The 19911-nt window shown below is 70.5% G+C and carries 18 protein-coding genes and 1 pseudogene; 10 read left to right on the top strand and 9 right to left on the bottom strand.

Going from position 1 to position 19911, the window contains the following annotated elements; all coding sequences use genetic code 11:
- Positions 1-69: 69 nt before the first annotated feature.
- The gene (locus EMA17_RS06390; protein ID WP_126635917.1) at positions 70-519 is read left to right on the top strand and encodes a carboxymuconolactone decarboxylase family protein; all 450 of its coding nucleotides are present in this window, start codon (positions 70-72) and stop codon (positions 517-519) included.
- Positions 520-821: 302 nt separating this feature from the next.
- Positions 822-1943: a methyltransferase gene (locus EMA17_RS06385; RefSeq protein WP_126635916.1), complete on the top strand. Its 1122-nt coding sequence runs from the start codon at positions 822-824 to the stop codon at positions 1941-1943.
- A gap of 79 nt (positions 1944-2022) precedes the next feature.
- On the opposite strand, the gene EMA17_RS06380 is transcribed toward EMA17_RS06385, so the two are convergent.
- Both EMA17_RS06380 and EMA17_RS06375 read right to left on the bottom strand, forming a co-directional pair.
- Positions 2023-2220: a DUF397 domain-containing protein gene (locus tag EMA17_RS06380; protein ID WP_126635915.1), complete on the bottom strand. Its 198-nt coding sequence runs from the start codon at positions 2218-2220 to the stop codon at positions 2023-2025.
- Between the two features lies 1 nt (position 2221).
- A complete protein-coding gene (locus EMA17_RS06375; protein WP_126635914.1) occupies positions 2222-3079 on the bottom strand; it encodes a helix-turn-helix domain-containing protein in 858 nt (285 codons plus the stop codon).
- Positions 3080-3281: 202 nt separating this feature from the next.
- Between EMA17_RS06375 and EMA17_RS55930 the strand changes: the two genes are divergently transcribed.
- Positions 3282-3782: an ATP-binding protein gene (locus EMA17_RS55930; RefSeq protein WP_126635913.1), complete on the top strand. Its 501-nt coding sequence runs from the start codon at positions 3282-3284 to the stop codon at positions 3780-3782.
- A 105-nt stretch (positions 3783-3887) separates the two neighbouring features.
- On the opposite strand, the gene EMA17_RS06365 is transcribed toward EMA17_RS55930, so the two are convergent.
- The 4 genes from EMA17_RS06365 to lysA all read right to left on the bottom strand — a co-directional run bounded on the left by EMA17_RS06365 (position 3888) and on the right by lysA (position 6385).
- A complete protein-coding gene (locus EMA17_RS06365) occupies positions 3888-4094 on the bottom strand; it encodes a hypothetical protein (protein ID WP_126635912.1) in 207 nt (68 codons plus the stop codon).
- A gap of 378 nt (positions 4095-4472) precedes the next feature.
- The gene (locus tag EMA17_RS06360) at positions 4473-4805 is read right to left on the bottom strand and encodes a hypothetical protein (protein ID WP_126635911.1); all 333 of its coding nucleotides are present in this window, start codon (positions 4803-4805) and stop codon (positions 4473-4475) included.
- A 12-nt stretch (positions 4806-4817) separates the two neighbouring features.
- Positions 4818-5045: a hypothetical protein gene (locus EMA17_RS06355; RefSeq protein ID WP_126635910.1), complete on the bottom strand. Its 228-nt coding sequence runs from the start codon at positions 5043-5045 to the stop codon at positions 4818-4820.
- 35 nt (positions 5046-5080) lie between these two features.
- Entirely contained in the window at positions 5081-6385 is a 1305-nt protein-coding gene (gene lysA / locus EMA17_RS06350) for a diaminopimelate decarboxylase (RefSeq protein ID WP_126635909.1), read from the bottom strand.
- Between the two features lie 183 nt (positions 6386-6568).
- Here lysA and EMA17_RS06345 point away from each other — a divergent pair, with 183 nt between their 5' ends.
- The gene (locus EMA17_RS06345) at positions 6569-8161 is read left to right on the top strand and encodes a helix-turn-helix domain-containing protein (protein ID WP_246126482.1); all 1593 of its coding nucleotides are present in this window, start codon (positions 6569-6571) and stop codon (positions 8159-8161) included.
- 594 nt (positions 8162-8755) lie between these two features.
- Here the strand turns inward: EMA17_RS06345 and EMA17_RS06340 are convergent.
- Positions 8756-9379, bottom strand: a complete 624-nt coding sequence (locus tag EMA17_RS06340; RefSeq protein ID WP_126635907.1) for an RraA family protein — start codon at positions 9377-9379, stop codon at positions 8756-8758.
- A gap of 224 nt (positions 9380-9603) precedes the next feature.
- On the opposite strand from EMA17_RS06340, the gene EMA17_RS06335 reads away from it, so the two are divergent.
- Entirely contained in the window at positions 9604-10269 is a 666-nt protein-coding gene (locus EMA17_RS06335; RefSeq protein WP_126635906.1) for an HNH endonuclease family protein, read from the top strand.
- Between the two features lie 405 nt (positions 10270-10674).
- Here EMA17_RS06335 and EMA17_RS06330 read toward each other — a convergent pair whose 3' ends face one another.
- A complete protein-coding gene (locus tag EMA17_RS06330) occupies positions 10675-11160 on the bottom strand; it encodes a GbsR/MarR family transcriptional regulator (protein ID WP_126635905.1) in 486 nt (161 codons plus the stop codon).
- A gap of 125 nt (positions 11161-11285) precedes the next feature.
- Here EMA17_RS06330 and EMA17_RS06325 point away from each other — a divergent pair, with 125 nt between their 5' ends.
- Positions 11286-12209 (top strand): ABC transporter ATP-binding protein, encoded by a 924-nt coding sequence (locus EMA17_RS06325; protein ID WP_126635904.1) that lies wholly within the window; start codon positions 11286-11288, stop codon positions 12207-12209.
- A complete protein-coding gene (locus EMA17_RS06320; RefSeq protein ID WP_126635903.1) occupies positions 12206-13852 on the top strand; it encodes an ABC transporter permease in 1647 nt (548 codons plus the stop codon). The genes EMA17_RS06325 and EMA17_RS06320 overlap by 4 nt, the downstream gene beginning before the upstream one ends.
- Before the next feature lie 145 nt (positions 13853-13997).
- Here EMA17_RS06320 and EMA17_RS06315 read toward each other — a convergent pair whose 3' ends face one another.
- Positions 13998-15464, bottom strand: coding sequence for a sugar porter family MFS transporter (locus EMA17_RS06315; RefSeq protein WP_126635902.1), 1467 nt, complete (start codon positions 15462-15464; stop codon positions 13998-14000).
- A gap of 410 nt (positions 15465-15874) precedes the next feature.
- On the opposite strand from EMA17_RS06315, the pseudogene EMA17_RS06310 reads away from it, so the two are divergent.
- The 3 genes and pseudogenes from EMA17_RS06310 to EMA17_RS06305 form a co-directional block, all read left to right on the top strand.
- Positions 15875-17758: pseudogene (locus EMA17_RS06310) on the top strand (M4 family metallopeptidase); the annotation flags it as partial.
- Between the two features lie 36 nt (positions 17759-17794).
- Complete coding sequence (locus EMA17_RS56320; protein ID WP_246126518.1) at positions 17795-18223, top strand: carbohydrate-binding protein; 429 nt, start codon at positions 17795-17797, stop codon at positions 18221-18223.
- Positions 18224-18573: 350 nt separating this feature from the next.
- Positions 18574-19785: an ROK family transcriptional regulator gene (locus EMA17_RS06305; RefSeq protein WP_126635900.1), complete on the top strand. Its 1212-nt coding sequence runs from the start codon at positions 18574-18576 to the stop codon at positions 19783-19785.
- Positions 19786-19911: the final 126 nt, after the last annotated feature.

Genomic DNA, 19911 nt, shown 5'->3' with positions numbered 1-19911 from the left:
CGGAACCGCTCCGTCATGGGTGATGACGGGCCCGAGGGGGCGCAGGTAACCGATGAAGGAGCAGGACCCATGGAAGCACGGCTGAAGAGCGCGCCCAGCCCCGACCTGACCACCGCTTTCCAACACCTTTTCAAGGCGATCCACGCCGGGGGTGTCGAGCCGCGCCTGCTGTCGCTGATCCATCTGCGGGTCAGCCAGATCAACGGCTGTAGCCCGTGCGTGTACGCCTCGATCGACGCGGCGAAGAAGGCCGGCGAGTCGGACGAGCGGCTGCACCACGTGGTCGCCTGGCGCGAGACGCCCTTCTTCACCGACGAGGAGCGGGCGGCGTTCGCGTTGACCGAGGCCGCCACCCGGATCCAGGACGGCGCCCCGGGCGTCACCGACGAGGTCTGGGAGGCCGCCGCCGGCCACTTCACCCAGGAGCAACTGGGCGCGATCACCCTGGAAATCGCCCTGACCAACCTCTTCAACCGCATCAACCGCACCACGAACGAGCAGGCCGGCAAGACCTGGTAGCGGAACGGGGCGTCATCCGGGGCCGCGCAGCGGATGACGCCCTGCCCCGGGCCCGAATCCGGTTGCCCTGCGTCGGGAACCGTGCGAGCCTCACCTGTCATCTCTCCACCTCCCCGGAAGGGCCGGTCGTGACGCTCGGCATGGTTCTCGGCGACTTCTCCTCTCGCGCTTCGACGCGGAAGCGGTAGGCCGGCCTGCCCCGATACACGCGCCTGTGCCGTCGTGGCACGCGCGTCGTTCTCCCCTGCTCCTCGTCGAAGTGCTCTTCGTGCCCCCGCACGTTCGATCACGAGGAGTACGTGGTGTCCACGATCCACTGGACCGAAGCCCACACGGTCCGATCCGCCCGTTGGCATTCCGAGAGCGCCGCACCGCTTCCCCGACGCGTCGTCGTCGCGGACGACGGGATGAAAGCCGATACCGCATACCGTCTGGCCTGCGAAGGCACGGCGATGTTGTGGCGCGGCGACTACCACAACGCACGTGGACTGCTGCGCGCGATGAACCACCGTCTCGACCGGAAGCCTCCCCGCTCGGGTGACAGCCCGGCCGAGTCCTTCCGTCTCCACCGCCGCGCCCGAGGTCACCGGGCTCGGGTACTGGGCAAACTCCTCGTACTGCTGGAGGACGACCACTCCCTGGCGCTGCGCAGAGCCCCCGACGTCCGTCGCGCGTGCACCGAGGCGTACGGCCCACCGCACGGGCCGTCGGTGGTCTCGCTCGCCGAACTGCTGGGCGTGATCGGAGCACGGCAGTGGCGCGAGAAGGGCGTGGAGGTTCCGGCGCTCGCCGCCCGCATCCACCCGCACTACGGCGTCTTCTCCCCGATCAGGGGCGAGTACGTCGACCTGGTCGCCCGAGCGCCGCTCCCCGGCGGCGGCCCCGGCCGCACCGCCTTCGACCTCGGCACGGGAACGGGCGTACTCGCCGCGGTCCTGGCCCGTCGAGGAATCGACCGTGTGCTGGCCACCGACATCAATCCACGCGCGCTCTCCTGCGCCCGGGACAACATCCGCCGACTCGACCTCACGGACCGCATCGACGTGGTCGGCCCCTGCCTCTTCCCGGAAGGCCGCGCCGACTTGGTCGTCTGCAACCCACCCTGGATCCCCGCCCACCCGACATCCGCACTGGAGCAGGGCGTCTACGACCCGAACAGCACCATGCTCCGAGCCTTCCTGAACAACCTGCCCTCCCACCTCGAACCGGGCGGCGAGGCCTGGCTGATCCTCTCCGACCTCGCCGAACACCTCGGCCTCAGAACACCCGACGAGGTCCCCACCACCATCGAAGCAGCCGGCCTCAAGGTGCGGGACAGGATCACAACGAAGCCCCAACACCCAAGAGCAACCAACCCCAAAACCCCCCTACACACAGCCCGCACCGCAGAAACCACATCCCTGTGGCGCCTGACGGTCACGTGATCACAACGCCCCACCCCCGACCGCCCCTTGTCCCCCGATGCGCACCGGGAGACAAGGGGCATAAGCACCCAACCACCTGTCAGCCCTTGAGAGCGTCCACCATGTACGTCCACGCGTCATGGGGGACGGCGAGAGTACCGACACTCAGGTCCTTACTGTCGCGAATCGCAACGGAAGCGCGAACCGGGGCAGTCTCGACGCAGTCGCCGTCGTTGTGGCTGTACGAGCTCTTCCGCCAGGCGGGACGGGCCTCAGGACGAGTGTGACGCAGGGTCATGTCAGTTCTTTCTGATCGTGGCAATCAGTTCACGGCTATCCTCCGGGCTCAGCGCGTGTCTGGCCAGGTTCTTGAAGAGCCGAGTGATCCGTCGCACGTCACGAGGATCGTCCATGAACGTGCTCCCGCCGACGCCCTGTCCGAATGCCACGGAGGGCTCACCTTCACCGTAGGAGAGAATCTGGAAGGGGTTCGACTGGGTCCCTCCAGCTCCTGCCGCGAAAGGAATCACCCGCACCTCCACGTGGGGCAACGCAGTCATCTCCAACAGGTGTCGAAGTTGCGCGTCGTGCTCGGTGCTACCGCCGACTTCGAACTCAAGCACGGCTTGGGTGATTACGGCTTCTATAGCCAAGCATGGGTCTTCATAGACACGGCGCTGACGGCACGTACGCACCTCGACCAAGTCGTCTACCTGGTCGGGGTTCAGATCGTTGAACCCAACGGCGGTGACCTCTCGCGCGTACGCCTCGGTCTGCAAAAGCGGGGGCATGACGGCAAGTTGGTAGTCTTGGCGCAAGGTGGCCCAGTCCTCGTACTCGAGAACCGTGGCGTAGTTGGCTGAGATGACGTCGCCAAAGCGTGACCACCACGGTGGATCCGCGTTCCAGACGGACATTGCCGTCAGCTCAAGCGCCTCGCGTTCATCGCCGGCCAGCCCGAAGAAGTCGACCAGAGCATAGAACTCTCGTTCTGTGCAGGTCCGATCGCCGGTTTCGGTTCGCGTGAGCGTGGACTGGCTGATGCCAATGGCCTTGCCCACGCTCTCCGATGAGCGTCCCATTCGCACGCGGATCTTGCGAAGTCGCGCCCCGAGTTCTCGTCGAGCCTTCAGATTGCCCGGTCCCGTGCCTGCCATCGAGCGCCTTCCATCCGAGGATTTCCACCCCATTGTGCAACCGCGCAGCATCGCTGACGGCGCGAGCCTAGCGGCGTCGACACCCGTTCGCATGACTTCTGAATAATTCAAGCATGTGGCTTGACTCATGCGACGGAGCGCGTGCAGTCTCTTTCAAGTCACCGCCTGTGCTTGAAGCATCACCAAGCGCAGCAAGATCGCGATGCCCTGGGCACCACTGACAGTGGGGAGTCGGCGCGCTATGACCCAATCCGCAAACCTGTGCACGGGAGTGCACCGGATCGATCTGCCCCCTGGCCCGGAAGCTGCCTCTGCGGCAAGGGAGTTCGTGGCGGCGTGGAGTACCGGATGCGGCCAGGGCAACGTCGTTGACGTGTTGCGGCTCGTGGCGTCCGAGTTGGTGGGGAATGCCGTGCGGCATGCCGGTGGGGCTCGGTCCATCTCGTGCGTGGTGGGCGATCAGGGTGTCGTCGTCGAAGTGGTTGACGGCGGTGCGCCGTTCGCGCTCGGGGTGGAGCCTCCCGCCGACGACCGGGACTGCTGCGGGCGCGGGTTGTTTTTGGTCTGGGCCATGGGATGTGGGCTCGGGTCGGGGCCCGTACGTGGTGGCGGCAAGTGGGTTCGAGCTGTGATCTCGGGCGAACTCGTCCTAGATGAAACGCAGTTCGTCCAACCGGGTCCGCCGGACCGAGCCGGCCGCTAGTCACCGATCGATTCGATTCCAGCGAAACGGAGTTGTCGTGTCCGAGAATCAACCCTGCGCCACCGGTGCCCACTTGATGTCACCCGAAAGAGTGGTCGGGCTGCTTCAGACCTTCGAGACCGCTCGTTCCTTCCTGAAATGCCTCTCCCTGGCCGACGTCCACCTCCTCCCGAGCGTCCCGGGCGGCCACACGACCCTGGCCTGGAGCGCGCCCGGCACGCCCGTCCCCGCGCGTTCGACGACGAGCGCAACCTGGTCGGCTGGTTCGAGGAAGTCCCGGAGTACCTGGGCCGGATCGACGCGATCATGCACGTCTCACCCGTCGGCGCCCACCGCGACGGGGACCTGGAGGTGGTCGCGGCCAACGGCACGTCCGCGACCTTCCGGCGCCCGCACGAACACCCTTCCGCACTCGACCGCCCCATGACGATCGGCGTGGTCACCGACGACGACTCCGGCCTCACCCTCACCGACCGGGGCGTCCGGCACACCCTGCTTCCGCAACCGATAAACCTCGTACCGCTCGGCGCCAACCTCGGCACCTACCTGGCCGGCCTGGTCCCGGGCGACGAAGCCCTCCCCTACCGGTGGTGCCTGCGCGCCCTCCAGCCACTACTGGATCGGCATCGTCTTCGTCCTCGACCGACGAGCCGCCCTCCATTGCCCGTGCGGCCGGGACACCATGCACCATCACCCGTCCTGGGAAGACCTCCGCGAAGCCCGGCCCTGATCACACCCGGGCAGCGGGCCGACCCGAACAGGCGACGAGTTCAGCACGATCGCCGCCGCCCGCACCTCGCTCGCCCAACGCGCTTCGTCGAAGCCCAGGGTGTACTCCACGCAACACGCACACTGCGGCATCAACGAGACGAACACCCGCTCCTCCTCGGTCTCCGCCGCCACATCCCACCAACCGCCCCGAGCCACCTCGGCGAGGGAGACACCTTCGTCGACGATCCCGGCCGCCAGACGCCGCAGCGCGTAACGCCAGGCCGGACCGGGAGTCGGCAGTTCGATCCCCACCTCCGCGAGCGCCTACTCGAACAGATCCCGCAGATCACGAACATCGTCACCCCGGCCCAGCCCCGCCAACTCGCACAACGCCGGCGACTCCAGCCCGACCGCCACTGCCTCGGCGGCGATCATCGGTAGATCAGCCGGCTCGACCCCGTCCACCCGGTAGCTCCACGCCACCTCCGACAACACCATGTAGGCGGCCCTCGACCGGGGTTCGGGCCCAAGGGGGCTCTCGACTTCTTCCATGGGCACACACGATGCCCGACCCGCGCGTTCGACCGTCACGGGTGCGGAGCGCGCGAGGGCAGATCCCGGCGCATCAGGTCGGCGTAGGTTTCGCGGCGCACCACGGCGCGGTGCGCGCCGTCGCGGACGAAGACCACCGGCGGGCGGCGCGCGCCGTTGTAGTTGTTGCTCAGCGCGTAGGTGTAGGCGCCGGTGACCGGCACGGCGATCAGGTCCCCCACACGCGGATCCGCCAGCGGGACGCCCGCGCTGAGGGTGTCGCCGGACTCGCAGTGCCGGCCCACCAGGCGGCACAGCTCGCCCCCGCCCGTCGGGCGGTCGGCGACGGCGGCCTCGAAGCGCTGCTGGTAGAGGGAGACTTCGAGGTTGTCGCCCATGCCGCCGTCGACGGCGACGAAGGTGTGGCCGTCGCCGCGCTTGACGGAGACGACCCGATACAGCGAGACGCCGGACTCGGCGACCATCGAGCGGCCCGGCTCGACGACGATACGGGCGTCGGCGGGCAGCAGCCGTCGGGCGACGTCGGTGACGGCGTCGAGGTACGCCTCCACCGTGGGCGGTCGGTCGGCGTAGGTGTAGCGGGAGCCGAGACCGCCGCCCAGGTCGTAGACGGCGAACTCGCCGAGTTCGGCGACCGCTTCGACGGCCTGCGCGAAGGGTGCGAGGTCCAGGATCTGCGACCCGACGTGCACGTGGACACCGTCCAGCCGCAGCCGGTCGCTGCCGCGCAGTCGCGCGATCGCCGCCCGGGCCTGTGGCAGGGGCAGACCGAACTTGGAGCCGTTCTGTCCGGTGGACACGGCCTCGTGGGTGTCGGGGCGGATGCCGGGGGTGAGCCGGACCAGTACTCCCTGTTCCGCCGCGGTGCCGGCGAGGATCTTCTCCAGCCGGTCGATGTCGTCGAAGTTGTCGACGACGACCGTCCCGGCACCGGCCTCGACGGCGAGGCGCAGTTCCTCCTCGGTCTTGGCGTTGCCGTGTACGACCAGGCCGGCCGGGTCCGCGCCCGCGGCGAGGGCGATGGTCAGCTCGCCGCCGCCCGCCACGTCGATGCCGATGCCCTCCTCCGCGAGCAGCCGTATGACGGCGGTGCAGGGGAATGCCTTGGAGGCGAAGACGACGCGGGAGTTCGGCCACCGGGCGGCCAGGCCGTCGGCGTATCGGCGGGCGCGGGCGCGGATCGACGCCTCGTCGAGGATCAGCGCGGGGGTGCCGTGGCACTCGGCGAGTTCGGCCGCCGATACGCCGCCGATCACCAGTCCGCCGCTCCCGTCCCGGGTGGTCCCCGGCGGGAACAGCCCCAACAGTTCCCGGCCCGCCTGCGTCTGCGTCGCTGCCATCCGTGCTCCTCGTGCCGGTGATCCGTCCTGCTCTCCCGTCATGCTCGCGCTCCGAACACCGTGGATCATCGTTGACATCGTCAATATGGGTCTCCCAAACTTGACGCCCACCACAGTCCGTCGAGCCGGGAGTGCACCATGCGGGAGTCCGACGCTCGGGGGATTCCGCCTGTCCGTCGGCTCGTGGACGACATCGGCCCCGCGCTGCTACGCCTGGTTCGGGAGGGGACCGGCAGCGGCGGGCCGCTCACCGACGTCGCCATTCACGCCCCGGGGGCGCCGACACGGCTCGGACCCGGGTCCGTGGTGTTGGGGGTGGGCGTGACCACGGAGGCCGAGTTGCGCGAGTTGACCGCGGCGATGCGGCAGGCCGGCGCGGAGGTGCTGGCGGTGAAGGCTCCGGTGCCGCCGTCGGCCGACGACATGCCGGCGATCATCGAGGTCAACCGGGACGCGTCCTGGATGCACGTGGCGATGACGGTCCGCGAGCAACTGCTCGCGGATGCGAGGACACGCGTGCGCTCGGCCGACAGCGGCGCGGAGCTGTTCGCCTTGGCGAACGCCGTCTACGAGGCCGTCGGCGCCCCGGTCACCATCGAGGACCGCTTCTCCGCGCTGGTCGCCTGGTCGCGCGGGCAGGACCGGACCGACTCCGAGCGGATCGAGACCATCCTGGGGCGGGCCGTGCATCAGCGCACGCTCGCGGAACAGCGCGAGCGTCAGGAGTTCGAGCGGCTCCACGCCGGCACCGAACCGGTGTACATGGAGGCGACCGGGGCCGATCGACTGGCACGGGTGGCCATCGCGGTCCGGGCCGGCTCGGACGTCCTCGGCTACATCTGGGCCGCCGTCACCGGACCGCTCGACGAGGAGGCCACGGCCCGGTTGCGCGAATTCGCGCCCTTGGTCGCACTGCAACTGGTGGGTCTGCGCACGGAGACCAGCTACGCCCGCCGCCAGCGCGGCGAGCTGGCCGCCGCCGTACTCGGCGGGGCGGCCGACCCGGTGGAGGCGAGCCGGCTCCAGCTGGGCTCCGGCCCGATCTGTGTCCTGGCCGCGGCCCCGCGGCCGGCCGGGAGCACGGGCTCCGACGCGCTGGACGCCGCCGAGCTGCGCCGGTTCGCGGACACGCTGGAGTACTTTCTGGCGGCGGTGCACCCCCGTTCAGCCCTGGTGACGGGTACCGGAGTCGTGTACGTACTGGCCGCCTGGCCCGCGGAACACGCCACGGCCCTGGAGTCGGCCGTCGCCCTGGCCCGCGACTTCCTCGCGCGGACCCCACTGGCCGGTGACTACGTGGTCGCCGTCGGCGGCCCGGCCGAATCGGTGGGCCGGATCGCCGACGTACGGGCGCAGGCGGACGCCGCGTTGCGGGCGCTGCGGCATCCGACCGTCCGCGGACCGGCCGTGCGCACCGTGGAGGACATGGCGCTGGCGGTGCTGTTGCTGCACCTCGCCGACGCGACCGAGGCGCTCGGCCTGCCGGAGGCCGGCGGCGCGCTGCGCCGGCTGCGCCGGGAGGAGGGCCGGGACGGTCCGTTGGCGGCGACCCTGGCCGCCTATCTCGCCGCGGCGGGAGCCACCGACACCGCGGCGGAGGCCCTGCACATCCACCCCAACACCATGCGATATCGGCTGCGCCGTATCCGCGAGGTCTCCGGGCTGGATTTCGCCGACGCCGACGCCATGCTGCTCGCGCACCTCCAACTCCGGGTGAACGAGCTGCGGACGAGCACTTCCCACGGCTCCGGCGGATCCCGGAAGGAGAGCGGGTAGCGGCACCCGTCCAAGTCGATTCGGAGCACCGCGCCGTCCAGGGCGGGTCCGGCCGTCGGGCGCTTGGGCAACCGGGGGTCGGCTCCGATGCGGAACGTCTCATCGTCGAGCGGGACGAACTCCGGTTCGTCGCAGGGCGCTTCCACTCCGGTCGCGGCGATCGTGTGCGGGCGTTTCGCCCGGTGCACGATGCCGACACCGGATGCCAGGGGGTGTAGCTCCGGTAGTGACCCGAGAGTGCGTGCGGCGCGGCGGTCGGCGCGGAGGGGCCGGGGCCCGGTGACTCGGACCCGTGGAGCCGGCGTCCGTCCCAGGAGTGGTGGTCGGCGGACCACCCCGGGTGATCGAACACCGGCCGCCCGTCCCCCGTGTCGTACAGCCTGCCGGTCACCCTCCGAGGTGAGCGAGACGGTCGTCGCCCGCGGACTCGACGCGGCGCCGTTCCGTGGATCCCGACGCAGCGCCGAGCGTCGGGGATCCGCTCCGGGTCGAACGGGGCCGGCCCGCCCCGGGCGTCGACCGCGTGTTTTCCGACGGGATCGGTTCGCTCGTCCCGGCTCCGCCACGACATGAAGGCGGCCTGCCGCCACGTGGTCAGTCGGTCGGCTGGTTCGCCGTGAGCAGGGCGTCGATGCGGGCGCGGTGGGCCGTCTCCCAGTCGGTGAGGGTCTCGGCGGCTTCCGCGGCCGATCGGCGTCGGGCGTCGAGGAGTACCCGCTTCCGTCGCGCGCCCGGGACGACCACGATGCCCTCCTCGTCGGCGACCACGATGTCGCCGGGGTCCACGTCGACGCCGCCGCAGCGCACCCGGGTATCGAGCGGTGTGACGGCCGCCTTCGTGCCCGGGATCGGGATCACGCCACGGGCGAATACCGGGAAGCCCATCTCCCGCACCTCCGCCAGATCCCGGATCACCCCGTCGGCCACGAACGCCGCGATCCCCCGCCGCCGCGCGACGGCACACACGTTCCCGCCGGCCAACGCGTAGTCCACGTCGCCGGATTCGACCACGACGATCGAACCGGGCCCGGCGCGATGGATGGCCGCGTGCAGCATCAGGTTGTCCCCCGGCGGACACCGCACGGTGAACGCGGGGCCTGCGACGCGCGGCATCGAATCCCACAGCGGCCGGATCCCGATGTCCATCACCTGCGCGCGCCCGAGCAGGTCGGCGAGGGTGGTCGGCGATATGTCCGCGAATCCGGCACCGTCGTTCATCGGCTCATCCCTTGTTCGCATCGGACGACGAGACGGCGCGACACTACCGAACAGCCGATTCGCCCATGCCGGTTCCACTCTTTCGAGTGGCCCGGTCCGCGTCGTCGTAGATCCCGTCCCGCCAGTCGCTACAACAGGACCGAACCTGATCACGACGACTCCGGGGCGAGACGATGACGATGACTCCCACGACGGTGACGAGGACGAGGACCACCGGGCGCCGTATGGCTTCCCTCGTGGTCGCGGCAACGAGCGTCGGCGCACTGCTCTTCACGCCGGGCACGGCCGTGGCGGCGCCGACCGGGAACGCGACGGCGTCGGCCGCGCGCGTCCCGCTGCAGGACGCGATCGCCCGTCTCCGGGTCGCGGAGGAGGATCGTTCCGGCTACGACCGCGCCGCGTTCCGGCACTGGATCGACGCGGACAAGAACGGTTGCACGACCCGCGCCGAGGTGCTGATCGACGAGGCCGTACTCCCGCCGGAGATCGGCGCCAAGTGCGCGCTCGCCGGCGGCCGTTGGTACTCCTACTACGAGGACGCCTATGTCGACGGCGGGGCCGGCCTGGACATCGACCACATGGTGCCGTTGGCCGAGGCGTGGGACTCCGGCGCCTCCGCCTGGACCTCGAAGCAGCGTGAGGCATACGCCAACGACCTCGATCAGCCACGGGCGCTGGTCGCGGTGACGGCGAAGTACAACCGTTCCAAGGCCGATCAGGACCCGAGCACGTGGCTGCCGCCGTATGAGGGGGCGCGCTGTACGTACCTCACGGACTGGGTGACCGTGAAGACCAAGTACGACTTGGCGGTCGACGCGACCGAGCTCGACACGCTTCGGCGGCTGGCTGCGCAGTGTCCCAACGTGCCGATCGAGCCTGGCACGCCCTGAGGGCCCTCAAGCGCCGGGCGGGCTGAGGTGGGCTGCGTTCGGCGAACCGGGTTGCCGTTCGCGAGTGCCCACCCGGGCGTCCTCAAACGCCGGACAGGCTGAAGGATCCGCCACCCGGTCGCCGTTCCCGAGTGCCCACTCAGGCGTCCTCAAACGCCGGACGGGCTGAAAGATCGGCCACCCGGTCGCCGCCCGCAAATGCCCACTGGGCATCCTCAAACGCCGGACAGGCTGAAGGATCCGCCACCCGGTCGCCGTTCCCGAGTGCCCACTCGGGCGTCCTCAAACGCCGGACGGGCTGAAAGGTCGGCCACCCGGTTGCCGTTCCCCAGTGCCCACTTGGGCGTCCTCAGACGCCGGACGGGCTGAGGGTTCGGCGAGCGGGTTGTTGTTTGTGCGATGGGGCTACTTGGGGGTTCGGGCTCGCCAGCGTTGCATTACTCCGACGAATTCTTCCTGGAGGAAGGCGAAGAACTCTGCGGATTCGAGGGCTCGGACGCCTGCGGGGGTGTCCGGGCCCAGGCTTTGGGCGCCGTCGCGGAGGATCGCCTCGAAGCGGCCGAGGAGCTTGTCCCGTTCGCCGTAGGTCTCGTACCAGAGTTCGTCGTGCAGGCGGTATCGGTCCCGTCGCGAACCCGGCTCGCGTTCGCGGTGGACCATCCGTACCTGGGTGAGATAGCCGATCGCCGAGGACACCGCCGCCGGACTGATCCGCAACGACTCGGCGAGTTCGGCCGAGGTCATGCTCGCCGAGTCGGCCGCCAGGAGCGCGGCGAACACGCGCGCGCCCATCCGCTGCATGCCGGCATCCGTCAACTCGCCCGCGAAGCGCTCGACGTAACGCGCGACGGCCGCCTCGTCCCGCTTCGCCACCGACTCGTCTTCTCGCATCCGGCTCACCTTACGACCACCCTCCGGGCACCCACGGAACGCACTGCCGCTCCCCGCTCCACCCTTGATGATTCTTGACTTTCCTTAACTTCACAACTTTCTGAAGGAAGCGTATGTTCTGAAACATGAACACGGCGATCAGCGTCTCAGGTCTGCACAAGTCCTTCGGACGCACGCACGCCCTCGACGGCCTGGATCTCCAGGTCGCGACCGGCGAGGTACACGGCTTCCTCGGGCCCAACGGCGCCGGCAAGTCCACGACCATCCGCGTCCTCCTCGGCCTGATCCGCGCCGACCGGGGCGACGTCACCCTCCTCGGCGGCGACCCGTGGCGCGACGCGGTGGCCCTGCATCGCCGGGTCGCCTACGTGCCGGGCGACGTCACCCTCTGGCGCAATCTCAGCGGCGGCGAGGTGATCGACCTGTACGGCCGGCTGCGCGGCGGCCTGGACCCGGCCCGGCGCGCCGACCTGCTGAACCGGTTCGAACTCGACCCGACCAAGAAGGGCCGCGCCTACTCGAAGGGCAACCGGCAAAAGGTGGCCCTGGTCGCCGCGTTCGCCTCCGACGTGGACGTCCTGATCCTGGACGAGCCCACCTCCGGCCTGGACCCGCTGATGGAGGAGGTCTTCCGCACCTGCGTCGCCGAGGAACGCGACCGCGGCCGCACCGTGCTGCTGTCCAGCCACATCCTGGCCGAGGTCGAGGCGCTGTGCGATCGGGTCAGCATCATCCGCAACGGACGCACCGTCGAGTCCGGTTCGCTGACCGACCTGCGCCACCTGAGCCGGACCACCGTTCGCGCCCAACTCACCGGCCCGGCCGACAGCCTGGCCGACCTGCCGGGCGTACACGACCTGCGGGTCGACCCCGAGCACACCGTCCTCCAGGTGGACAACGAGCACCTGAACCCGGTGCTGCGCCGGCTGGCCGACATCGGCGTACGCGGCCTGACCAGCAGCCCGCCCACCCTGGAGGAGCTGTTCCTGCGCCACTACCGCACCGAGGACACCCGGCCCGCGGCCGAGAGCGCGGCGGTGACCCGATGACCGCCACCGCCGTCGCCCCCACCCCCACCGCGTCGGCCCGCCACCTCGCCGGCACCCCCACCCTCGTCCGCCTCGCCCTCCGCCGCGACCGCGTGTTGCTCCCGGTCTGGGTGGTGGCCCTGGTCGGCACCCTGTCCAGCACCGAACGCTCCCTCGAGAAGCTGTACGACACCGCCGCCGAACGCGCCGACGTCGCGCACGACATGAACGCCAACGGCTCGTTCCGGGCCCTTTACGGCGCGGTCTACGCCGACTCCTACGGCGCCCTCACCGTCTGGCGCGTCGGCGCCACCCTCGCCCTCCTCGCCGGCCTGATGAGCCTGCTCGTGGTGATCCGGCACACCCGCGACGAGGAGGAGACGGGTCGCCAGGAGGCGCTGTCCGCCGCGATGGTCGGCCGCCGTGCGCCCCTCACCGCGGCCCTGACCGGCGCCGCCCTGGCCAACCTCGCGCTCCTGGTCCTGTGTACCGCCGTCCTGCGCGGCGCCGGCCAATCCACCGCCGGCTCCCTCGCGTTCGGCACGTCCGTGGCGCTGACCGGGATGGCCTTCGCCGGCATCGCGGCGGTGTCCGCACAACTCACCGAGAACACCCGCCTCGCCCGCGGCATCGCCGTCGCCGTCCTGGGCGTCGCCTTCGTCCTGCGCGCGGCGGGCGACGCGGCGCGGCCCGCGGCCGACGGGGGCAGCCATCCACTCGTGTGGGTGACCCCGCTCGGCTGGGCCGAAAACGTCCGCCCCTTCGCCGGCGACCGCTGGTGGGCCCTGCTCCCCACCGCCGCCCTCGCGGCCGGGTGCGCCGTGCTCGCGTACGCCCTCGCCGGTCGGCGCGACATCGGCGCCGGCTTCATCCGCCCACGCCCCGGACCGGCCCACGCCCCCGCGTCGTTGGCCGGCGCGTACGGCCTCGCCTGGCGCCTGCAACGCGGCACCCTCGCGGCCTGGGCGATCGGCCTCGCCTTCGGCGGCGCGGTGTTCGGCGGCATCGCCGACGGCGCCAAGGACATCGTCGGCGACAACGACGGCACCCGTGACCTGGTCCGCCGCATGGGCGGACACGTCGACCTGACCGACGCGTTCCTGTCCACCCTGATCGGCCTGCTCGGCCTGATCTGCGTGGTGTTCGCGGCCGGTTCGATCCTGCGCCTGCGCGACGAGGAGACCGCCGCCCGGGCCGAACCACTGCTCGCCAACGCGGTCGGCCGACTGCGCTGGGCCGGGGGGCACCTGGTGATCGCCTACCTCGGCGCGGCCGCCGTCCTGGCCGCCGGCGGCCTCGCGATGGGTCTGTCGTACGGGATCACCGTGGGGGACGTTTCCGGCCAACTCCCCCGCGTCCTGCTCGCCACCCTGGCCCAGACGCCCGCCGTGTGGGTGATGACCGGCCTGGCCGTCCTGATCGTCGGCGCGCTGCCCCGCCTCACCCCGGCGGTCTGGGGCCTGGTCGGCCTGGTGATCGCGCTCGGCTGGCTCGGCCCGGCCCTGAAGCTGCCGCAGGCGCTCCTGGACGTATCACCGTTCGCCCACCTGCCGAAGCTGCCCGGCGCCGACGTCACCGCCACGCCGTACGCCTACCTGCTCGCCCTCGCGGCCGTCCTGCCCATCGCGGGCCTGACCGGCCTACGCCGCCGCGACCTCGGCTGAGCCCGAACCCAAGCCCGAGCCCAAACCCGAGCCGAAGCCCAAGCCCAAACCCGAGCCAAAGCCCAAGCCCAAGCCCAACCCCAACCCCAAACCCGAACCCGCCACTGACCACCGACCCCCGGCGAGCCCACCGACCGCCCCGCCACTACCCCATTTCCTCCAACGTCTTCCCTTTCGTCTCCGGCACGAACTTCACCACGAACGGAATCGACAACACCGCGAAGCACGCGTACATCACATACGTCGCCGACAGATTCCAGTCCGACAACGTCGGAAACGACACCGTGATCACCCAGTTCGCGATCCACTGCGCCGACGCCGCCACCCCCAGCGCCGCCGCGCGGATCCGGTTCGGGAACATCTCGCCCAGGAAGACCCACACCACCACGCCCCACGACAGCGCGAAGAACAACACGAACGAGTGGGCCGCGATCAGCGCGACGGTGCCCTCGGTGTCCGGGAGTTTGATGCTCTTGCCCTGCCCCGTGCGCGCCGAGAAGGCCCACGCGACCATGCCGAGCGAGATCGCCATACCCGTCGAACCGACCAGCGCGAGCGGCTTGCGGCCCACCCGGTCGACCAGCGAGATGGCGATGATCGTGCCGATGATGTTGATGATCGAGGTGGTGAACGAGTACAGGAACGAGCTGTTCGGGTCGATGCCCACCGACTGCCACAGCGACGCCGAGTAGTAGAAGATCACGTTGATCCCGACGAGCTGCTGGAACACCGACAGCCCGATGCCGATCCACACGATCGGCAGGAACACGAACCCGCCGCCGCCCAACAGGTCCTTGAACGTGGACTTGTGCTCGCGCCGCATCGCGTCGCGGATCTCCGCCACCCGCGCGTCCAGGTCGACGTGGTCGGACTCCACCTCGGCGAGCACCTTCCTCGCCTGCGCCTCCCGCCCGACGGAGAGCAGGAAGCGCGGCGACTCGGGGATGGTGAAGGTGAACAGGCCGTACAGCACGGCCGGCAGCACCATCACACCGAGCATCACCTGCCACGCCTCCAGACCGAAGATCAGCTCGCCGCGCTGGTCGCCGTCGGCCAGGTTGAGGATGCCCCAGTTGACCAACTGGGAGACCGCGATGCCGGTGACGATGGCGGCCTGCTGGAACGAGCCGAGCCGACCGCGATAGGCCGGCGGGGCGACCTCGGCGATGTACGCCGGACCGATCACCGAGGCCATCCCGATCGCCGTACCGCCCAGGACGCGCCACAGGGCCAGGTCCCACAGCGCGAACGGCAGCGCGGATCCCACCGCGCTGACCGCGAACAGCACGGCGGCGATCTGCATCACCCGGATGCGCCCGATCCGGTCGGCGATCCGGCCGGCGATCGCGGCCCCGATCGCACAACCGATCAGGGCGGCGGCGACCACCTGGGCGAGCAGACTCGAACCCGGCGAGAACTTGCCCCGGATGCCCTCGACCGCGCCGTTGATCACCGAACTGTCGTAGCCGAAAAGGAATCCACCCATGGCGGCCGCGGCCGTGATGAAGATGACGTGGCCGAGGTTCTCCGAATAGCCGCCGCCGGAACCTCCGCCCGAGGCCCCGTCGCCGCCGCCGCTCGACTGCCCGGTCGTCGCTGTGCTGCCGGCCAACGTCGCCTCCTGGGTCCGTACGTCCGTACGGGTCGGTGCGCCCCGCACGGTTCGGTACGCCCCGTCCCGGTCCGGTGCGCCCGTCCGGTCCGGGGCGGTCCGCACGGTGTTCCGGATCCGGCCCGGTTGCCGGATCTTGAGAGTTGCCCGATATTTCGCCGCTAATCATCGGCAACCGGCCGGAAGGCGTCATCCGTCGTCCGGATCCGCCATCCGGGATTCCGTCGGCCCCCGAGCATTTGCCAGAACTAGCCGATCGCCGCCGAGCGCTTCTCCGCCGCCCCACACCCGTGTGAGTGTTTCGCTCGCTCGGGCACGTACCCGGCCTGCACGGTCGCCCGTGTCGCTCCCCAGCGCCGCGGTGCACGTCGGCGACGTGGTCGAGGCATGTCCCCTCCCAAGGAGCCTCGATGAATCGCAGAACGACCACGGCCGGGACCGTCCTCGCCCTGATCGCCGGCCTGGCGATCGGCGCGGCCGGCTCGTCCTCGGCCGGTACCGACGAACTGTCCTCCCCTCCCCCCGCAAGCTCGCAGGACAAGGCGGTATCCGCCGCCGACCGGGCAGTCGCGAACGGTCTGGACGCCCTCGCGAAGGGCCCGGACGAGAAGTTCGAACGTCAGCTCGTCACCCCCTGGATCAACGACCTGTACTCGGTCGCGTACCAGCGCACCTACCGCGGCCTGCCGGTCGTCGGCGGCGACGCGGTGGTCATGGCCGACGGTCAGGGCCGGGTCCGCGGGACCCAGGCCGCGACCAGCGCGCAGATATCCGTCCCGACCCGGGCGACCGTGGCCGCGGGCACCGCCGAGGCCACGTCCAAGGCCCAGCTTCCGGTCGTGGACAAGGTCGAATCGCACCGCCTCGTCGTCCACGTCCTGGACGGCAACAGCAACCTGGCGTGGGAGACGGTGGTCACCGGCCGTACCGACACCGCCCCCAGCCGACTGCACGTGTTCGTCGACGCGAGCACCGGCCAGGTCCTGGACAAGGTCGACGACGTCAAGGCCGGTACCGGCAACAGCCAGTGGAACGGCCCGAATCCGCTGACCATCCAGACCAGCGGCTCGGCCGGTTCGTACTCCCTCCGCGACACCACCCGTCCCGGTCTGAGCTGCGCCGACAACGCCACCGGCCAGGTCTTCACGAAGTCCACCGACTCGTGGGGCAACGGCCAGGCGTCCAGCAAGGAGACCGGCTGCGTCGACGTCATGTGGGCGGCGCAGAACGAATGGAACATGCTCAAGGACTGGCTCGGTCGCAACGGCCACAACGGCACCGGCGGCAGCTGGCCGGTCAAGGTCGGCCTGAACGACGTCAACGCCTACTGGGACGGCTCCTCCGTCTCCATCGGCCACAACCAGGCCAACCAGTGGATCGGCTCGATGGACGTCGTGGGCCACGAATTCGGCCACGGCATCGACCAGTTCACCCCCGGCGGCACCAGCCGTGAAGCCGGACTCGGCGAGGGCACCGGAGACATCTTCGGCGCGCTGACCGAGGCGTACACGAACGAGCCCACCTCCTTCGACTCGCCGGACTACACGGTGGGCGAGACCGTCAACCTGGTCGGCCAGGGCCCGATCCGCTACATGTACAAGCCGTCCACCAACGGCGACCCCGACTGCTACAGCTCCTCGATCCCGAACACCGAGGTGCACAAGGCGGCCGGTCCGCTGAACCACTGGTTCTACCTGCTCGCCGAGGGCACCGCTCCGGCAGGCAACGGCAAGCCCGGCAGCCCGACCTGCAACAGCACCACGCTGACCGGCGTCGGCATCCAGAACGCGGGCAAGGTCTTCTACGGCGGCATGCTGCTCAAGACCAGCGGCATGACCTACAAGAAGTACCGCACCACGACGCTGACCGCGGCGAAGAGCCTCGACCCGACCTGCGCGCTGTTCAACAAGACCAAGGCCGCGTGGGACGCCGTCAGCCTGCCCGCACAGACCGGCGACCCGACCTGCGTCGGCAACCCGGACGACTTCTCTCTCGCGCTCAACCCGACGTCGGGCAGCGTGCAGCCCGGCGGTGACGTCACCACCTCCGTCGGCACCACGACCACGGGTGGCAACGCACAGCAGCTCACCCTGACCACCGGGACCCTGCCCAGCGGCGTGACCGCCGTGTTCACCCCGGGCACCGTCCAGTCGGGCAACAGCTCGTCGCTGAAGTTCACGGCGAGTTCGGGCGCGGCCCAGGGGTCGTTCCCGATCACGATCACCGCCACCGGCACCGCCACCACGCACAGCGCGCAGTACCAGCTGACGGTCGGCTCCGGTCCGGGCAACCCCGACTTCTCCGTCTCGCTCAACCCGACCCAGGGCACCGTGACGCCCGGCGGGGACGTCACCACGTCGCTGACCACGGCGACCACCAGCGGCACCCCGCAGCAGCTCACGCTGTCCACCGGGACCCTGCCCAACGGCGTGACCGCCGTGTTCACCCCCGGCACCATCCAGTCCGGCGCTTCGTCGTCGCTGAAGTTGTCCGCGAGTTCCACGGCGACGGCGGGGACGTACACGGTGACGGTCACCGCCACCGGTACCGGTACCACGCACAGCGTGGACTACCGACTGACGGTCGGCACCGGTCCGGGCAACTGCTCCGCGCCCCCGTGGGACGCGAACACCGTCTACGTGGGCGGCAACACCGTCTCGTACCAGGGGCACACCTACCGCGCCAAGTGGTGGACCCAGGGCGAAACCCCCGGAACCACCGGACAGTGGGGGGTGTGGCTCGACCTCGGACCGTGCTGAGCACATCGGCCCGCGCGGAGTCCGCGTGAAGTCGGGTCTGCCTGCGGGTATTTCGGGTCGGTAGTACCCACCGGTAGCACTCGTCCACGGCTCCACCCGTAGCTCCACCCGTGGTTCCACTCCCGGTTCCCGGTTCCCGGCTTTTTCGATCGTGCTGCCCGGCAGGCCCGCAGGTGGGCCCGCCGGGCAGCCGCACGTCGGGGCCCTTCGCCGGCCCCGGCGGACGGACTCCCTTGTCGGGCAAGGTGAACGACCTTGCCGGACACCCTTGACAGTGCCGAGAGGGCGGGCCTAATTTCCTCTACAACTCTTAGGAAGGTTTCCTAACAGTGGCGAAAGGGAGACCGCTCATGGCCGGGAGCACCGAGCGCGGCGCGGCAGCGTCCGGGCGGGAGCAGGCCGGGCGGCCGAGCCTTTTGCGGGCCATCAACGACCGGGCCGCGCTCGAACTCCTCTTGCGGCACGGGCGGCTGTCCCGGGGCCAGATCGGCTCGATGACCGGTTTGTCGAAGCCGACCGCCTCTCAGCTGCTCTCCCGCCTGGAGGCGGCGGGCCTGGTCGTCGGGGTCGGTACCACCGAGGGCGGCCGGGGGCCCGGCGCCCAGCTGTACGAGATCAACCCGGCGGCGGGGCACGTCGCGGGCCTGGACGTCACGCCCGCCCGGATCCGGGTGGCCATCGCCGATCTGACCGGACGGGTGGTGGGCGAGCACGAACTGGCCACCCCGCGCCGGGAGTCGGCCGATACACCGGGCCGGATCCGGGAGGCGGTCCGGGCCGCCGCCAAGCCGGCCGGGCTCGACCTCGCCGATCTCGCACACATGGTGATCGGCATCCCGGGCGCGTTCGACCCGACCACCGAGCAGTTCCGCTACGGCCGCCACCTCGCGGGCTGGCACTCCCCCGGGGTGCTGGACCAGATCCGCGAGGCGCTGGGCCTGACGGTGGACGTGGAGAACGACGTCAACCTCGCCGCGCTCGCCGAGCAGCGGGACGGATCGGCCCGCGACGCGGGCGACTTCGTGCTGCTGTGGGTCGATGAGGGAATCGGCTGCGCGATCGTGATCGGCGGCCGGCTGCACCGAGGTTCGACCGGCGGCGCGGGCGAGGTCGGCTACATGCCGATGCCCGGCGCGCCGCTGCCGCACGACGTCAGCCGGCGCAATACCGGCGGCTTCCAGCAACTCGCGGGCGCGCCCGCCGTGTTGTCCCTGGCCCGCGCCTACGGCGTGGGCAGTCGTACCGCGCCGCAGGCCGTCGCCCGGGCGGTGCGGGCGACCGAACCGCGCGGCGGCGCCTTCCTCGACGAGTTGGCGAACCGGCTGGCGGTGGGAATCGCGGTGATCGTCTCGGTCCTGGATCCGGGACTCGTCGTGTTGTCGGGGGCCATCCCGATGGCCGGCGGCGAAGCGTTGCGCTCACGCGTGGTGGACGAGTTGCACCGCCTCGCGATCCCGCGCCCACGCGTCGTGCTCGGCGACGTGCCCGCCAACCCCGTGCTCACCGGCGCCGTGCACGCGGCGCTCGACGTCGCCCGCGACGTCGTCTTCACCACGACCTGACGCACCACACACACCCCGTAGGCCCATCCGGTACGCCCTTCCCCGTACGCGCGCCATCCGACGCCGACCACCGCCGCGACCCGCCGGCGCCCGGGCGCACCCCGTCCCGGGCACACCCCCGCCCGG

The sequence above is a fragment of the Embleya hyalina genome, from assembly GCF_003967355.1.
Classification (GTDB): Bacteria; Actinomycetota; Actinomycetes; order Streptomycetales; family Streptomycetaceae; genus Embleya; species Embleya hyalina.
The sequence above is the reverse complement of the archived record's forward strand: the minus strand, read 5'-3'. Positions and strand labels throughout refer to the sequence as shown.

Coding starts and splice junctions, on each gene's coding strand:
- EMA17_RS06340 (WP_126635907.1), bottom strand. CDS start 9,379: ATGAACGACGGTGCCGGATTCGCGGACATATCGCCGACCACCCTCGCC.
- EMA17_RS06380 (WP_126635915.1), bottom strand. CDS start 2,220: ATGACCCTGCGTCACACTCGTCCTGAGGCCCGTCCCGCCTGGCGGAAG.
- EMA17_RS06390 (WP_126635917.1), top strand. CDS start 70: ATGGAAGCACGGCTGAAGAGCGCGCCCAGCCCCGACCTGACCACCGCT.
- EMA17_RS55930 (WP_126635913.1), top strand. CDS start 3,282: ATGCCCTGGGCACCACTGACAGTGGGGAGTCGGCGCGCTATGACCCAA.
- lysA (WP_126635909.1), bottom strand. CDS start 6,385: ATGGCAGCGACGCAGACGCAGGCGGGCCGGGAACTGTTGGGGCTGTTC.
- EMA17_RS06320 (WP_126635903.1), top strand. CDS start 12,206: ATGACCGCCACCGCCGTCGCCCCCACCCCCACCGCGTCGGCCCGCCAC.
- EMA17_RS06335 (WP_126635906.1), top strand. CDS start 9,604: ATGGCTTCCCTCGTGGTCGCGGCAACGAGCGTCGGCGCACTGCTCTTC.
- EMA17_RS06375 (WP_126635914.1), bottom strand. CDS start 3,079: ATGGCAGGCACGGGACCGGGCAATCTGAAGGCTCGACGAGAACTCGGG.
- EMA17_RS06305 (WP_126635900.1), top strand. CDS start 18,574: ATGGCCGGGAGCACCGAGCGCGGCGCGGCAGCGTCCGGGCGGGAGCAG.
- EMA17_RS06330 (WP_126635905.1), bottom strand. CDS start 11,160: ATGCGAGAAGACGAGTCGGTGGCGAAGCGGGACGAGGCGGCCGTCGCG.
- EMA17_RS06325 (WP_126635904.1), top strand. CDS start 11,286: ATGAACACGGCGATCAGCGTCTCAGGTCTGCACAAGTCCTTCGGACGC.
- EMA17_RS06355 (WP_126635910.1), bottom strand. CDS start 5,045: ATGGAAGAAGTCGAGAGCCCCCTTGGGCCCGAACCCCGGTCGAGGGCC.